The sequence below is a fragment of the Bradyrhizobium sp. AZCC 2262 genome (assembly GCF_036924535.1).
GTDB lineage: Bacteria > Pseudomonadota > Alphaproteobacteria > Rhizobiales > Xanthobacteraceae > Bradyrhizobium.
On record NZ_JAZHRT010000001.1, the window covers coordinates 6045299 to 6060514 of the forward strand.

Annotated in this window: 14 protein-coding genes and 1 pseudogene; 6 read left to right on the forward strand and 9 right to left on the reverse strand. The window is 60.8% G+C overall.

Going from position 1 to position 15216, the window contains the following annotated elements; all coding sequences use genetic code 11:
- Window positions 1-326: 326 nt before the first annotated feature.
- The 6 genes from V1283_RS28325 to V1283_RS28350 all read right to left on the reverse strand — a co-directional run bounded on the left by V1283_RS28325 (window position 327) and on the right by V1283_RS28350 (window position 6543).
- Window positions 327-866, reverse strand: coding sequence for a cysteine hydrolase family protein (locus tag V1283_RS28325; protein ID WP_334389881.1), 540 nt, complete (start codon window positions 864-866; stop codon window positions 327-329).
- A 159-nt stretch (window positions 867-1025) separates the two neighbouring features.
- Entirely contained in the window at window positions 1026-1862 is an 837-nt protein-coding gene (locus V1283_RS28330) for an ABC transporter ATP-binding protein (protein WP_334389882.1), read from the reverse strand.
- A gap of 38 nt (window positions 1863-1900) precedes the next feature.
- Window positions 1901-2935, reverse strand: a complete 1035-nt coding sequence (locus tag V1283_RS28335) for an ABC transporter ATP-binding protein (RefSeq protein ID WP_334389884.1) — start codon at window positions 2933-2935, stop codon at window positions 1901-1903.
- Window positions 2936-3015: 80 nt separating this feature from the next.
- The gene (locus tag V1283_RS28340; protein ID WP_334389885.1) at window positions 3016-3915 is read right to left on the reverse strand and encodes an ABC transporter permease; all 900 of its coding nucleotides are present in this window, start codon (window positions 3913-3915) and stop codon (window positions 3016-3018) included.
- Window positions 3916-3925: 10 nt separating this feature from the next.
- A complete protein-coding gene (locus V1283_RS28345) occupies window positions 3926-4882 on the reverse strand; it encodes an ABC transporter permease (RefSeq protein WP_334389886.1) in 957 nt (318 codons plus the stop codon).
- A 116-nt stretch (window positions 4883-4998) separates the two neighbouring features.
- On the reverse strand, window positions 4999-6543 hold the full coding sequence (locus V1283_RS28350; protein WP_334389887.1) for an ABC transporter substrate-binding protein: 1545 nt from the start codon (window positions 6541-6543) through the stop codon (window positions 4999-5001).
- 555 nt (window positions 6544-7098) lie between these two features.
- On the opposite strand from V1283_RS28350, the gene V1283_RS28355 reads away from it, so the two are divergent.
- The 3 genes from V1283_RS28355 to V1283_RS28365 all read left to right on the forward strand — a co-directional run bounded on the left by V1283_RS28355 (window position 7099) and on the right by V1283_RS28365 (window position 10014).
- Window positions 7099-8544 (forward strand): amidase, encoded by a 1446-nt coding sequence (locus tag V1283_RS28355; RefSeq protein ID WP_334389888.1) that lies wholly within the window; start codon window positions 7099-7101, stop codon window positions 8542-8544.
- 13 nt (window positions 8545-8557) lie between these two features.
- A complete protein-coding gene (locus V1283_RS28360) occupies window positions 8558-9292 on the forward strand; it encodes an amidase (RefSeq protein WP_334389889.1) in 735 nt (244 codons plus the stop codon).
- A gap of 74 nt (window positions 9293-9366) precedes the next feature.
- Complete coding sequence (locus V1283_RS28365) at window positions 9367-10014, forward strand: hypothetical protein (RefSeq protein WP_442895786.1); 648 nt, start codon at window positions 9367-9369, stop codon at window positions 10012-10014.
- Here the strand turns inward: V1283_RS28365 and V1283_RS28370 are convergent.
- The 3 genes and pseudogenes from V1283_RS28370 to pdxR form a co-directional block, all read right to left on the reverse strand.
- Window positions 9957-11000: a substrate-binding domain-containing protein gene (locus V1283_RS28370; protein ID WP_334389890.1), complete on the reverse strand. Its 1044-nt coding sequence runs from the start codon at window positions 10998-11000 to the stop codon at window positions 9957-9959. The genes V1283_RS28365 and V1283_RS28370 overlap by 58 nt on opposite strands.
- A gap of 326 nt (window positions 11001-11326) precedes the next feature.
- Window positions 11327-11621 (reverse strand): annotated as a pseudogene (locus V1283_RS28375) (integrase core domain-containing protein); the annotation flags it as partial.
- Window positions 11622-12076: 455 nt separating this feature from the next.
- A complete protein-coding gene (gene pdxR, locus V1283_RS28380; RefSeq protein ID WP_334389891.1) occupies window positions 12077-13483 on the reverse strand; it encodes a MocR-like pyridoxine biosynthesis transcription factor PdxR in 1407 nt (468 codons plus the stop codon).
- A gap of 90 nt (window positions 13484-13573) precedes the next feature.
- Here pdxR and V1283_RS28385 point away from each other — a divergent pair, with 90 nt between their 5' ends.
- The 3 genes from V1283_RS28385 to V1283_RS28395 are packed head-to-tail and all read left to right on the forward strand — an operon-like array spanning window position 13574 to window position 15148.
- Complete coding sequence (locus tag V1283_RS28385) at window positions 13574-13990, forward strand: cupin domain-containing protein (RefSeq protein ID WP_334389894.1); 417 nt, start codon at window positions 13574-13576, stop codon at window positions 13988-13990.
- Window positions 13991-14012: 22 nt separating this feature from the next.
- The gene (locus V1283_RS28390) at window positions 14013-14474 is read left to right on the forward strand and encodes a carboxymuconolactone decarboxylase family protein (RefSeq protein ID WP_334389895.1); all 462 of its coding nucleotides are present in this window, start codon (window positions 14013-14015) and stop codon (window positions 14472-14474) included.
- A 44-nt stretch (window positions 14475-14518) separates the two neighbouring features.
- Window positions 14519-15148, forward strand: coding sequence for an HD domain-containing protein (locus V1283_RS28395; RefSeq protein ID WP_334389896.1), 630 nt, complete (start codon window positions 14519-14521; stop codon window positions 15146-15148).
- Window positions 15149-15216 lie beyond the last annotated feature (68 nt).

Below are 15216 nucleotides of genomic sequence, written 5' to 3' on the forward strand. Positions count from 1 at the left end.
CCGGCTTTACTCCAATCTCGTCGGCTGCTCCGCTCATTGTTGCTGCCGCATAGCATAATGCTATTCGAAATACAATTTTGAAATTGCAACAATCACATCGGAAAATTACGATTTTGATCGAACCGGGATCGGTTGCGTCGTTCCCCGCATCCCGGGACGCGATATTCCTTTCTTGGCCAAGTCGGCGCCCGGAAGACGCAACCCTGGAGGGATACCCGAATGCCGGCCCGCCAAACCGGCTGAGCCGAAAACGCAAGCGTGACGGTGAGAGCGCACCGGCCCCGCCAGGCGCCGGATGGACGCCACCCGGCAACGACAGACACCGGTTAGGCGTCGAGCAAGGCGATGATGTCGTCGGTTGGACGGATGTCGCAAATGGACTGCAACAAAGAGGTCAGCGTCGCATTGTGGTCGGCATCCGTCGGCGCGCCGCAGCCACCGCTGACGAAGATGACCTTGTAATTCAGCATCATCCCGTCGCGGGCGGTGGACTCGCAGCACACCTGGGTCGCCGTGCCGGTAACGGCGATCGTATCGACGCCGATCTTCTCGAAATACTCGGCAAGGCCGGAAGACCCTTGAATGAAAGCGCTGAAGCGGGTCTTCTCGATCTGCGCATCCTGCGCCTTCACGTCGAGTTCCGGCCACAACTCGTAACCGTTGCTGCCGGGATGCATCTCGCGGCACATCTCTTCGCGCAGGTCGTCATGCATCATATTGTCGACCCACACCGACCAGTTTTTCCGGGTTTCCGGATAGATCGCATTCTTGATCCAGACGACGTGGCCGCCGGCAGCCCGGAAGGCGGCCGCAAGGCGGTTGATATTGGGTACGCCATCGCGGGCGTGCGGCATCTCGGCCGGCATGCGGGTGACACGAAGCAGTTCTACATGGCGACGACGATGAGTGCTGACTTCTCCAGCACGATAGAAGCGTAAAGTTCCACCTTGTCCCGATGCTTCATGACGCGGTCTATGGCATGTTGTCCGATCTGGATCTGATGCATCTTGTCCTCACAAATTGGCTCAGGTGTGTTTCAAGGTCCGGGGGACGCTGTGCCGGCCGGCCTTGGCAGTCGAGGCCAGCATTTTGATCGTGTAAGGATGCTGCGGATCGAGCAGCAAGCTCTCGGCCGTGCCGTATTCGACGATCTGACCATCGTACATCACGGCAACCTTGTCGGCGATCTGCGCGGCAACCCCCAGATCGTGCGTGACGAAGATCATCGACATGCCCAGATCCCGCTGCAATTTGCGCAGGAGAACGAGGACCTGGATCTGCACCGAAGCATCGAGGGCGGTCGTCGGCTCGTCGGCGAGCAGGAGCTGTGGCTTGCACGACAGAGCGACGGCAATCATGGCGCGCTGGCGCAAGCCCCCCGAAAGCTCATGCGGGAAGGCCTTCAGTCGCCGCTCGAGCGACGGCACGCGCACGAGTTCGAGAAGTTCCAGCGCCCGCTCCATGGCCTGCTTGCGGGTACAGCATTCATGGCGGCGCACCGTCTCTGCAATCTGGTCGCCGATCGTGTAGAGCGGATCGAGCGCGGTCATCGGCTCCTGAAAGATCATCGAGATCATCGAGCCACGCAGGTTCGACATCGCCGTTTCGGAAATGCTGTCGATCTGATGGCCGGCCACCGACATCGTGCCTTCAACGCGGGTCCGCTTCGGATGATGAAGCCTCAGCAGCGATCGCATCATGACGGACTTTCCGGAACCGGATTCGCCGATCACGCACAAAACCTCGCCCTTGGCGATGTCGAATGAGATACCCTTCAACGCATGGGTGACGACATCGCGACTGAGGAAGGACACTTTCAAATCGCGAACCGAAACCATCGGGGGTGGCGCGGCTGATGGCATCGGGTGCTCCACGGTCGGTTTTCTTGTCATTAGTTGCATCAGCCAATCCACCGTTCGCCGGTCCAGCTCGCGTCGACCGCTGGCGCCGCCGAATGGCCCGAGCCAGCGATGTTTCGATGACAAGCCACGAGATGGGCATCCGTCGGGGCGGCAAGCGCATCGCCAAGGTTGGGTGACACCGTTTTACAAACGCCTTCCGCAAAGGCGCATCGCGTGTGGAAATGACAGCCTGACGGCGGATTGACAGGGTTCGGCGGGTCGCCGGCCAGAGGGGCCGCCTCGACCCTGTAGCGCGGATCGACGCTCAGCCGGCAATCCAGCAATCCGGCTGTATAAGGATGGAGCGGATTGGCGTAGATTTTCTCGACCGGTCCGATCTCCACCACACGACCGAGATACATGACCAGCACCCGGTCCGAAATATGGCGTACGACTTCGAGATCGTGGGAAATGAAGATGTAGGTCAGGTTGAACTGCGTCTTCAACTCTTCGAGCAGTTCAAGAACCTGTGCCTCCACCGTCTTGTCGAGAGCGGAGACCGCCTCGTCGAGGATCAGCACGCGCGGATCAAGCGCCAGCGCCCGCGCGATGTTGACACGCTGCTTCTGCCCTCCTGACAGCTGATGCGGATAGCGCGCGCCGAAGATGCCGGGGTTGAGCCCGACCCGGTCGAGCAGCTCTCCGGCCCGCTTGCGGGCGCTGTCTTTGGTCGCGCCCTGCACTTTCGGTCCATAGGCGATGGATTCGGAAACGGACAGGCGTGGATTGAGCGAGGAATAGCTGTCCTGGAAAACCATCTGCATCGAACGTCGCAGATCGCGCAGGCTGAGCCCGCGTTCGTCGCCCACGGCCTCGCCGTCGAGGATCACCTCGCCGGAATCCTTCGGCATCAGATGCATAAGCAGTCGGGCAAGCGTCGATTTTCCGCAGCCGGATTCACCGACCACGCCGAGCGTCTCCCCCTTCAGCACCGTAAAGGAAACGCCATCCACCGCTTTGACGTCGGCGACATGCCGGTTCACGGGCCCCGCCCGGATGGGAAAGTATCTCTTCAGGTTGCGGACGATGAGCATCGGCTGGGCCGGGCCGCCGCGATCGCGATCGGCAGCTGCCGTTGCGAGGGTCTGGGTGTCTTTTGTAATGGCTTGCTCCGTCAGGACTTGAGGTCCATGGCCTCCCGCAGGCCATCGCTCACGAGGTTGAGGGCGACCGAGGTGACAAGAATGGCCAGACCCGGAATGGCACAGACGAAAGGCTGGACGTAGATAGATTGGCGCAGCGTCGATAGCATCAGTCCCCAGTCGGGCGTGGGCGGAGAGACGCCGAGACCGAGGAAGGAGAGGCCCGCCGCCAGGATGATCGAGGCGGAAACCAGCGTCGAGGCATAGACAAGCACCGGGGAGATGACGTTGATCACGACGTGGTTGTTCAGGATGGACCCGGACCAGGCACCGCTGGCTCTGGCGGCATCGACGAAATCCATCGACCTGATCTGGCTCGATGCCGTTTCCGCCACGCGACAAAGCGGCGGAATGAAGACGATGGTCAGCGAGACCAACTGGTTGTACATCCCCGCGCCAAGGCTCCCAGCGATGGCGACAGCAAGCAGGATCGACGGAAACGCGAAAAAGATGTCGATCGTGCGCATGATCACCATGTTCACCCAACCGCCAAAGTAACCGGCGATCACGCCGAGCGATCCGCCGATCACCGTGGCGAGGAACACGGGCACGATGCCCATGACCAGCGACACACGGCCGCCGAACAGGATGCGGCTCAGCATGTCCCGGCCCTGCTCGTCGGTGCCAAGCAGGAAATTGCGATAGCCCATCGGCTTCAACCGATTGGCAATGCTCGATTTGTTGGGGTCCATCGGCGCCAGATAGGGCGCGAGAACCGTGGCGGCGACGATCAGAACGATGACGGCAATACAGAACAGCGTCACATAATCGTAGCGTAACCGATGCCACACGTTCTGCCAGTAGCTGCGTATCTTGACCTCGGCGGGTGCTTTCGTATTGGCGATATCGAAATTGGCCATGGTATCGATCATGTCACCTCGCTCAGTTGCGCTTGATGCGCGGGTCGATGAGCGACTGCAAAAGGTCGACCACCAGGTTGATCCCGACAAACACCACCGCCAGAAACAGAATCGTTCCCTGGAGCAACGGGATGTCACGGGTCAGGATTGCCTTGTTGAGAAGAAAGCCCGTGCCGGGCCAGGTAAACACCGTTTCGACCAGAACGGACCCGCCGAGCAGATAGCCGAGCTGCAGGCCAAGCATCGCTAGAACCTGGGGCATGGCATTGCGCACCACATGGGAAACCACCGACCGCTCCCTCAATCCCTTGGCGCGCAAGGTCTGGATGAAATCGTGGTTGAGGATTTCGGCGACCGTCGAACGGGTGGTGCGCGTCATGATCGCCAGCGGCGGTAGGGTCAGCGCGATGATCGGCAAAACTGCGAAGCGCAGGTCCGCCCAGCGAAAATAGCTGAAGTTCTCCGAACCCTGCGCGCCCATACCGGTGGCCGGCAGCCAGTTCAACTCGACCGCGAAGATGATGACGAGCACAACACCGAGCCAGAACATGGGAACGCTGATGCCGAAAACGGAGATGGCCGTGATGATCTTGTCGATTGTGCCACCCTTGTTGTAGGCGGCAATGATACCGAGAACGAGCGACAGGGAAAACGCAAGCAGGACCGATACTATAGCGACGACCACCGTATTGCCGAACGCGCGGGATATTTCACCCAGCACGGCGGAATTATTCGAGATCGAAAAGCCGAAATCGCCGCGCAGAACGTTGCCTAGCCACACCAGATACTGGATCGGTACCGGCCGGTCGAGACCGTAAAAGGAGCGCATGCGTGCGGCATCGGCTTCGGTCGCATCGGGTGGCAGGAGGTTTTGGATAGGATCGCCGGGGGCGATATGCACCAGCGCGAAGCAGATGATCGTTACCCCGAAAAGAATGGGGACGGTCATCAGGATTCGTCTGAGCGTATAAAGCCACATCGTTCGGTGTCACTCGGCTCGAGTTGCGGAAATGGCGAGGCGAAAGCGGTTTGCCGCGGCCGTCCGCCCGGCCGGCGCCCTTCCCCGGCATGAAGAGGAAGAGCGCAAGACACGGGTCAGGGATCGACAGAAATCGGCGTCAGATCCTGGAACCAGCTCTGGGCCTGCACGAAGCCCTTAACCTTGGGTGACATGGCCCGCGGATTGAGATCGTGCACGACGTAGAGTTCGACCGCATCCTTCACAGAAAGCTCGTTCATCTTGGTCAGGAGCGCATCGCGGGCGGGAATGTCAAATGTGGCAAGGGCCTGATCGCCAAGGCTGTCCATCTCGGCGCTGGCGTAACGGCCCCAGTTGAAGCCGTTGGGCGTGAAATAGCGCGTCGTCCACTTTTTGACGATACCCTGCATCGGATCCATCGGACCAAGCGAGAAGTTGATGGCGTCGAATTCGCTCTTCTGGCCGCCGCCGCGCCACACGCCGACCAGCGCGCTCCAGTCCATCGGAACCAGTTTGACTTCAAAGCCGACAGCCTCGAGCTGTTCCTTGACGAGTTCATTCATCGGCAGGGGCTGCATCTGTCCGGAACCGGACGTGGAGATACCGACCTTGAATTTGCACGGCATGCAGCCGGCTTCCTTAAGCAGCTTGCGGGCCTTGTCGGGGTCATATTCGTAGCGCACCGGCTTGCCATACCATGGCTGGCTTTCGGTCAGCGTCTGGTAACCGGGAACTGCAAGCCCTTGCAGCATCTCGACCATTTCCTTGCGGTTCATCGCGTAGTTCATCGCCTGTCGAACGCGCACGTCGCTGAACGGCGGACGGTCGTGGCGGAGGATATAGGTCCAGTTGTGCGGATAGGGCCGGGTGACGATCTGCATTCCGGCACCCTTAAGCTGTGGGATCGTGTCCGGCGCCGGAGCCTCTACGAAATCGACCTGGCCAGACAGAAGTGCCGCAGCGCGCGTCGAAGCTTCGGGCATCGGCAGGAGAACAAGCTTGTCCTGCTTAGGAATACGTTCCTTGTCCCAGTATTCCGTGTTGGGTATCAGTTCCAGCCGCTCGTGCGGAACGACGCTGGAAAACTTGTAAGGGCCGGTGCCCATGGGCGTCTGCAATGCGGCGGTGTAGTCGTAATTGGCCTTTTCAACCGCACATCTCGAGATCATCAGGACCAGCGACATCTCGTAGGGCAGTAGCGAATCGGGAATTTTCGTATTGATGGCGATCGTCAGGTCATCGACCTTCTCGATCGTATCGACGTTGATGAGAAACGACGCACTCGGACCGGCATGGCGGATGTTGTACTGCGGCGCCTTGTCGTTGCGCAGGCGCTCGAAATTCCATAGCGCGCCGTCCGCATTCCACTCGCAACCATCGTGGAACTTGACACCCGGCCGCAGGTTGAACGTCCAGCGCTTGTTGTTGGCCGGATTGATCTGCCAGCCGGTAGCAAGGCCAGGCTTGATGTCGGCGGCCACATCCGGCTTGGAAAGGTCCCAGTTCGCAAGTCCGTCATAGAGCGTGTATCCGGCGAAACGGCGGCCTTCGTAACCCTGGTCGGGCACACTGCCCCAATCGGGAATATCGGCGGCCGTCATCGCCACGCGCAGCGTTCCCCCCGCCGACGCGGGCACAGCCGCCATGGTTGCGACCAACATCGTCGCAATCGCGACACCTCGGGCTGCAGCCCCTTTGCAAACCCCGTGCATGGATAGTGGTTTCATTGGCGGTGACATCTCCGTGACCATGAGCCGGCTTGAACGGCAGAGAAGTTTCGAGTGCTGAAGCCATATCTCCGACATGGCGCACATTGCGTGCGTTATGGACGCACGCAATATTATCTATATCAAACTTTTATTGCGCATGCCTACTATGCGATTTTGTGCACTTGTTAATTTATTCTTTTATTTCAACATGTTGATACGTATATTTCTTCGGCAATTGCCTTCAGACATCGCTTTTTGATATTTTTAATTTCAACTATTTAGAAATTCTAACATCAGGGAGACGACAAATGTCCGACATCAAGCCACCCTCCGACGGCGGCGCGCGTACACGCTTCATGACGGCCGGCATCAGCATTCCGGCCGAACGCGCCAAGGGTGCGTCGAGGAGGCCGAGCGGGCGCTGGGCATCCTGTTCTGGTTGCGCGGGCCACGCACGGCGGCGGCCGAGCCTTCCAATATCTTCACGCTCAAGCCGGGAGCCGAGTGATGACTGCAAAGATCCTTCATGAAATGACGATTGCCGAGGCGGGTCGGGCACTCCGGGCAGGGGAAACATCGTCGGTCGCACTGACCGAAGCGAGCCTTGCCCGCATTGCGGCGGTCGATGGCGATCTCGACGCATTCGTCCTCCTCACACCCGAGCGCGCGATGGCCGATGCCCGAAAGGCCGATGCCGACTTTGCCGCGGGCGTGGACAAGGGACCGATGCAGGGCGTGCCCTACGGCCTGAAGGACATTTTCGACACCGCCGGCATCCGCACCACATGCCATTCGCGGCTGCGTCTGGAAAACGTTCCGGAACAGGATTGCACGGTTGCCGAACGACTGGCGGCTGGCGGCGGCGTGCTGATCGGCAAGCTCGGCACCTACGAGTTCGCCATCGGCGGTCCGAGTTTCGATCTGTTCCATCCGCCGGCCCGCAATCCCTGGAACCGCGATCACACGACGGGCGGCTCTTCCTCGGGATCGGCGTCGGCCGTGGCGGCCTCCATGGTTCCCATGGCCATGGGGTCCGATACCGGCGGCTCGATCCGCGGTCCGGCGGCATATTGCGGCATCGTCGGCACCAAGCCGACCTATGGCCGCGTGCCGAAGCGCGGCATTTTCCCGCTGTCCTACACGCTCGACCATGCTGGCCCGCTGACCTGGACGGTGGAGGATGCCGCACTGACGATGCAGGTCATCGCCGGCCACGATGCACTCGACCCCCATTCCGTCGATGTCCCCGTTCCCGATTTCACGGCGGGGCTCGGCCAGGATCTCAAAGGCATGCGGATCGCCTATGCCCGTGACTTCCTTGTGGGCAATCCGGTCGCCAATCCCGAAATCGTCGCGATGCTGGACGCCGCTGCCGAACGCCTCGCCACGCTTGGCGCCATTGTCGAGGAGGTGACGCTGCCGCCCTACGACAAGTTCGCTGCCTGCCAGCGGACCATCATGTATGCCGAGGCGTTCGCCATTCACGAACAGGATCTGAAGACCCGGCCGATGGCTTATGGCCGCTACGCCTATCAGCGCCTTTTGCAGGGTGGCATCCTGTCCGCCGCCGACTATCTCCAGGCGCTGCGACTGCGCCGCGAACTTGCGGCCTATATCAGCGACACGGTTCTCGGCCCCTATCACGCGATCCTCGCGCCGACCGGGCTGACGCCCGCCCCTGCGATGGACACCTACAGCGAGGACGTTGCGCCATGGAGCGGCATGATGACCGGGCCGTTCAACGCCACCGGCCATCCCGCCCTCGCCTTTCCGATCGGCTTCTCCGCGAACGGCCTGCCGCTTGGCGCCCAGCTTGTCGGCCGCGCCTTCGACGAAGCCACGCTGTTTCGTATCGCTGCCGCCTTCGAGGCATCGGCGGCCCTCAACACCCGCCGTCCCATGTCCTCGACGGTCACCGCCACCATGCCGACTGGAGCTCTCCATACCGTTTGACGACATCCATTACTTGCCCTTCACCGTGATTTCCGATTCCATCCGTCGCAGGGAAATATCGCCGGTCGAACTGACCGAAACGCTCCTGGGCCGGATCGGGACCTTCGATCCCGGCCTCAAGAGCTACACGACGGTCACAGCCAAACTGGCGATGGATCAGGCCCGCGCGGCGGAGGCGGAGATTGTCTGCGGCCGCTATCGCGGCCCGATGCATGGCGTGCCAGTTGCCGTGAAAGATCTGTGCTTCACCAAGGGCATCCGCACGACCGGCGGCATGGCGATCCACGCCGACTTCATGCCCGATTATGACGCCACCGTCGTCACCCGTCTTCGTGACGCCGGCTCCGTGCTGCTGGGCAAGCTGCACATGACGGAGGGGGCGACCATGGAGCACCATCCCGACCTGCCGCAACCTGTCAATCCGTGGAAATCCGATCTGTGGACGGGCGTATCCTCGTCCGGCTCCGGTGTCGCGCCGGCAGCCGGCCTGGCCTACGCGTCGATAGGCTCGGACACAGGCGGTTCCATCCGCTTCCCGTCTGCCTGCAACAATCTGACGGGGGTGAAACCGACCTGGGGCCTCATCAGCCGCCACGGCATTTTCGATCTGGCCGCCACGTTCGATCATCTCGGGCCGATGGCGCGCTCGACGGCGGACTGCGCCGCCATGCTGCAGGTTCTGGCGGGCTGGGATCCTCTCGACACGACGTCGCTCCGGCACCGCTGCCGGACTATCTGGCAGCCCTGACCGGAATCGACGGCGCCCGCGGCGTCAAGATCGGCATCGATCGCGATTTCATCGGCCTCGATGCCGATCCCGCCGTGCTGGCGCTGGTCGAGGCCGCCATCGACATGCTGGAAACCCTCGGTGCCGACGTGGTCCCCACCGTTTTCCCGTCGATCGAGGAGTTGATCAAGCGGCACCGCTTCATGTCCATGTCGGAACTGGCGGCGGCGCATGAGGAAACCTATCCGGCCAAGGCTGACCGTTATGGCCCCTACATTCGCAAGGGACTGGAAACCGGTCTTGCCGCCAAGGCGACGGATCTTGCCAAGGCGCATTGGGAGCGGCGCAAGTTCACAGGCAGCGTCCGGCGTATGTTCGATGACGTCCAGATCACGGTCCTGCCGGTCTTCAAGATTGATGACCCCGACCTGGGGCGAAATGCGGGCAGCCATCGCGGGGGATGCGAACGCCCTCTTCTGCTTCACCTCGCCTTTGAACGCGGCGGGCGTGCCAACGGTCACCCTGCCCTGCGGCTTCTCACAGGACGGACGCCCCGTGGCGTTCCAGCTGGTCGGCACGCACAGCTCGGAAGCCCTGCTTCTGCGCGTTGCGGACGCCCACCAGCAGGCAACCGACTGGCACACCCGCCGACCCGCCGGCTTTTGAAACAGGACAATCGAGGTCGTCACCGGGTCAGCTTGGCGACGACCTCGAGCCTCACGCCATCGGCGCTTGCCATGTAGACTTCCGGCGCTACGCCCGGCTTGCCGTCGAGCAGGCTGTAGGTGGAGCGCTTTTCCATCGGCCTGCGCAGATGGCGCGCTAGATCGCGGCGATTGCGGGTGCCCAGCGTACGCGCCAGTTCGGCAACGAAGTGGACACCCTGATAACAGGCAAGACTGACCGAAGAGATCGGCGGCGCATATTCCCCGAACATGCCATGATAGGTTTCGAGAAACAGGTCGTTGGTGCGGGAACGGTGGCTGGCAAAAAACCGTGCCGCCGTGAACAGGTTGCGGGACGCATCCGCGCCGGTGGCACAGATGATCGTTTCGTCGGTGATCAAACCGAAGCGCAGGATACGTTCGTCCAGCCCCGCAGCGGCGAAGGCGCGATTGAACTCGACGGCGGCCTGACCGACCAGCGCCTGAACGACGACCTGGGCGCCGCTCCTGGCGATCTTCGCCATGAGTTCCGTGTAATCGGGAACCTGTAGCGGCAGGATGGAGGCGCCAACCACCTGCGCACCCTGCTCCGCCACGAGCTTCCACGTCGTATCGAACGCCATGTGCGGCCAGATGTAATCGTTGCCGACGAAATAGAACCGCTCCATGCCCTTTTCCTGATGCAGCCAACGCAGAGCCGGTGTCAGGAAGTCCTCATCCTGCGGGCCGATCGCAAGTGTCGAGGGACCGCACAAGACCCCCTCGTATTGCGAGGTATAGACATAGGCGACCTGGCCGGCCAGCCTGTTGCTGATGGTATAGCGAATGCCGCTGGGATGAACGCCGATGATGACGTCGACACCCTCGACCTTGACCAGTGTATCAACGGCCTCGATCGCCTGGGAATTGCAGGAGCCGCAATCTGCGATGACGAGTTCGGCATCCTTGCCCAGAATCCCGCCGCCGGCATTGATCTCGGCGGCGGCTACGGTTGCGGCGGCGTCCTTGGCAGGCACCCAGATGCCACAAGCACCGCTTCGACTATAAAGCAGTCCAATCTTCATCGGTCCTGTTCCCATGGCTCTACCACGACCGCCTGGCACTTCCGAATGAAGCTTTCGCTCCGTTGGAAGCAGTGCCATGCAGTTCCCGTGGCGCCTGCGTTTATTTGGACCGGTCCACTGTGCAACGAAGGCTCCAACCTGTCAAAGCGCATTTTATCCCGATGATTCTCTGGGTAGCGGAACGGACGATGCATGTCGCTGGACAAAGCCCCGTGTCTGCCCGCAGCCACGAGCCGTGGCCGGAAGCAAAGATTGTTCGTCGTCAGGCAATTCGAGACTGATCAGGCATTTCGAGAAGAGAGGCTCTGGCTAATCAAGGTTAGAGTTTAAGCGGCCTGCAGTCGATGCTGCAAGCGACGGTTTGCAATGGTGGCAAGTTTGATGCGTCTGCGTTCTGCAAGGATATTCTCCGCTCTGCCAAAGTAGACATCGGCCGGTGTGACGTTTTCGATGCTCTCGTGAGAGCGAACGTGATTGTAGTGCTCGACAAAGATCTCTGATCTGGCGTTCGAGATCTCCGGGTAGATAGTAGTTTTCGAGCAGAATGCGATTCTTCAAAGTCTGGTGCCAGCGCTCGATCTTGCCCTGGGTTTGCGGGTGATACGGTGCTCCCCGCACGTGCCGCGACGATCCTGACAAGCCAGTATGCAAGACTGACGCTCTAGCCGATACCCGGCAACATTTCTTCTTTACTTTGGGTACACGAGGGCGCGACAGAGCCGCATATCTTTGCCCTGCAGTGGAATATCGAAGTAATAGCTCGTCAAATCGGTGACTTGCTCGCGAACAGCATCAGGGTCGCCCCCCTCGCCCGGAATACTTGCGTTCTAGTCGCCGCCATCACGCGAGCGGTTCGCATGATACACAACGCTTGCGGCTCGTTGAGTAGAATTGCAGGAGAACCAAATTTTCAGTTCGGTCGGGCCACTGAAATCATTGAGGCTTGTCAGCTTTTCTGAACCGTGTAGATCAGCGCTTGATCATCGATCTCGCGACCCGGGAGGTTGTGTACCCTGGCCGTAGCATTTAGTTTCGGCGAACTCGTATTTGACCGCGAACTGGTGCATCAGCGTTTGTCACCTGACGCGGTCAATGACCCGAATGAGGCGATCACAGGACGCATCTATTCTCTTTGGCGGAGACATGGCGATGCCCAGCAACAGACCGGATCGCGCTGAGGCCGTCGACGCATACCAGAGTGACAGCGGCGTGGGCGCCAATCCGAACGGCAGCGTCTCCCTGGCGATCGAGAGGTCCGGAGCTCCGTCCGGCAATCGCAGCAGCACGCCCAATCCGGCAATCACAACGTCCTTGGCGCGCGGGCGAAGGCATTTCAGCAGCGCGTCGCCTTGCGTTGCATAGACGCGCTTGGTGCGCCGGAGATGCCGCATATAGTGGCCGTCGCGCATGAACGCCGCGGTCGCGAGTTGCACCGCCGGCCCAGGCGCCGGCGCGAGACACGCTGCGACTTCGGCGAACCGGTTCGCCAGCGGCAAGGGAGCAACGAGAAAGCCGAGGCGCAAGGCAGGGGTCAGCGTCTTGCTGAAGGATCCGATGTGAATGACACGCCCGGCGCGATCGAGCGAGGCAAGCGCAGGCGTGGCCCGGCCCTTGAGCTGAAGCTCACTCAGATAATCATCCTCGACCACCCACGCCCCTTGCTGGGCGGCCCAGTCGAGCAGGCGCAAACGCCGTGCAAGCGACAAGGTGAACCCGAGCGGCGCCTGCTGCCCCGGCGTTACGACAACCAGCGCGGCATCCGGTGCATGGTTCAGGCCGTAATCGACATCCATACCGTCCGCATCAACCGGTATCGGCGCGAGCGATAATCCTGCGAGCTCCAGGCCGCGCCGCGTGAACGGGAAGCCGGGATTCTCGACCCAGGCTTTTCGCCCTTCAAGGCCACGCACACGAAGCGCCAGTCCGAGGCCACTGCTGAAGCCGCCGGTGATGATGATTTGGGAGGGCGAACATTCGATGCCACGGGCGATCGCAAGATAGGCGGCTATTTCACGCCGCAGTTCCAGCTCGCCGCGCGGGTCCGGATAGATCGCCGGCGCACTCAATTCTGCGCGAACGGCGGACGAGCGAATTCTGGCGAAGAGTTTGGCGGGGATGGCTTCCTGCGCGGGCACGCCCATCTGGAAAATCGCCGGCCCCGCGGTGAGCTCTTGATACATCTCCATGAACGAGCCGGGATTGGGCGTTTCTTCCCGTCGAACGATGATGGAAAGCCGATCCGCGACATGGGTACCGGTCGCACGCGAGGCGACGATGAGTTGAGCAGCAGACAGTTTTTCGTACGCCGAGCGAACGGTCCCTCGGGCGACGCCAAGCTGGGCGGCGAGGTCCAGCCAGGACGGCAGACGCGCTCCCGGCGCGAGCACGCCGCTTTCGATGGCGGCCGTGATGCCTTTGCGGATCTGCTCGGTTAGTGACGCTTTTGCGGACCGATCGAGCTGCAAGTTCAGTGGCTTGGTCATAGCCTGCTTGGTACACGATTTTTTCCACTTCTTGGTACTTTTTTATAAACCAGGAGAGGAGCATTTGTAGGGGCAACGGAGAACACCACCATGAGAATGCGGTCCATCATCGGCGCAGCCTGTGCTGCTATCGCCATCGCCACTGCAACGCCTTCCGCAGCCCAGGACGCCGGCGCAAAAGTCACGCTGCAGTTCGGACAGACGATACCCAACATTCCCGGCAAGTCGCTGATAGCCGTGGTCGTCGACTATGCGCCGGGCGGAGCATCGCCTGCGCACACCCACGCCAAGTCGGCTTTCATCTTCGCCTATGTCCTGTCGGGAGAAATCGAGTCGCAGGTGAACGACGGACCCAAGAAGGTCTTTCGTGCCGGCGAAAGCTTCCACGAAGCTCCGGGCGATCGCCATTCCGTCAGCCGCAATGCGAGTAAGACCAACCCTGCAAGCCTGCTCGCGGTGTTCGTCGTCGATACTGACGACAAGGAACTAACCACTTCAGTCAAATAATCCGACCATCAAGGGAAAGAAAATGAGTAAGCGTCTCGACTACAACCAGATCGCACCGGCAGGCGTGAAGGCGCTGGGCGGCGTCTACGGCTACGTCACGCAGAGCAGCCTTCCCGCTGTGCTGGTCGATCTGGTCTATCTGCGAATCTCGCAGATCAATAACTGCGCCTATTGCCTCGACATGCACACGCGCGACCTGCTCAAGAAAGGGCAGAAGATCGAAAAGCTGGCGCTGGTACAGGCATGGGCCGAAGGCGGCAACCTCTTTGACGAGCGCGAGCGCGCCGCTCTTGCATGGGCAGAAACGGTGACGCGTGTCGCCGAGACCGGCGTACCGGATGAAGCGTACCAGGCTGCACGCGCGGTCTTCAAGGAGCGCGAGCTTGTCGATCTCACGATCGCGATCGGCCTGATGAATATCTACAACCGCATGGCGATCAGCTTCCGCAACACGCCGCAAGCCGTGATCGAGAAGGCCGCCTGACCCGCCGCCCGGCCGACCAAGTCGCAATTAGATAAGGAGACCCCATGATTTCCGCCGTTAGAATTCCTGACAGCCAGGTCGCGCGTGAAGCCGCCGAACTGGTGCGGCAGCACGAATCCGAGATGCTGTTCAACCACTCGGTTCGCGTCTTCCTGTTCGGGGCGATGAAGGGCATCCGCCAGAATCTAAAATTCGACTCTGAACTGCTTTACGTTGCCGCGCTGTTTCATGACTTGGGTCTTGCTGACGCCTATCATACCGAGACCAAGCGGTTTGAGGTCGACGGCGCCGATGCCGCGCGCGCATTTCTCAAAAGCCATGGCATCCCCGAACCGAAGGCAGATCTGGTGTGGGAAGCGATCGCCCTGCATACGACGCCCGGTATCCCCCAATATATGCGGCCCGAGATCGCTCTCACTAATGCGGGTGTCCTGGTGGACGTCGTCGGAATTGGATATGATGACTATACACCAGAGCAACGGGCCCAAGTCATTACCGACTTTCCTCGCGGTGATTTCAAGAACGAGTTCATCGAGGTTCAGACTTGCTCGGCCTTGAAGAAGCCCCTGACGACGTTCGGCACGGTCAATTTCGATTACATCGAACATCGCGACCTGACATTTCACAAGCCAAACGCATGCACTCGGATCCGCAACACTCCTTGGCTTACCTGAACTATTGTGGGCGTTTAACCCAAAACTCTCTACGGTTTACCGCGCGCCTTCTTCGGAGGATCTTTAGC

Coding starts and splice junctions, on each gene's coding strand:
- V1283_RS28330 (WP_334389882.1), bottom strand. CDS start 1,862: ATGCCATCAGCCGCGCCACCCCCGATGGTTTCGGTTCGCGATTTGAAA.
- V1283_RS28325 (WP_334389881.1), bottom strand. CDS start 866: ATGCCGGCCGAGATGCCGCACGCCCGCGATGGCGTACCCAATATCAAC.
- V1283_RS28340 (WP_334389885.1), bottom strand. CDS start 3,915: ATGATCGATACCATGGCCAATTTCGATATCGCCAATACGAAAGCACCC.
- pdxR (WP_334389891.1), bottom strand. CDS start 13,483: ATGACCAAGCCACTGAACTTGCAGCTCGATCGGTCCGCAAAAGCGTCA.
- V1283_RS28390 (WP_334389895.1), top strand. CDS start 14,013: ATGAGTAAGCGTCTCGACTACAACCAGATCGCACCGGCAGGCGTGAAG.
- V1283_RS28355 (WP_334389888.1), top strand. CDS start 7,099: ATGACTGCAAAGATCCTTCATGAAATGACGATTGCCGAGGCGGGTCGG.
- V1283_RS28335 (WP_334389884.1), bottom strand. CDS start 2,935: ATGCTCATCGTCCGCAACCTGAAGAGATACTTTCCCATCCGGGCGGGG.
- V1283_RS28345 (WP_334389886.1), bottom strand. CDS start 4,882: ATGTGGCTTTATACGCTCAGACGAATCCTGATGACCGTCCCCATTCTT.
- V1283_RS28385 (WP_334389894.1), top strand. CDS start 13,574: ATGAGAATGCGGTCCATCATCGGCGCAGCCTGTGCTGCTATCGCCATC.
- V1283_RS28350 (WP_334389887.1), bottom strand. CDS start 6,543: ATGTTGGTCGCAACCATGGCGGCTGTGCCCGCGTCGGCGGGGGGAACG.
- V1283_RS28395 (WP_334389896.1), top strand. CDS start 14,519: ATGATTTCCGCCGTTAGAATTCCTGACAGCCAGGTCGCGCGTGAAGCC.
- V1283_RS28370 (WP_334389890.1), bottom strand. CDS start 11,000: ATGAAGATTGGACTGCTTTATAGTCGAAGCGGTGCTTGTGGCATCTGG.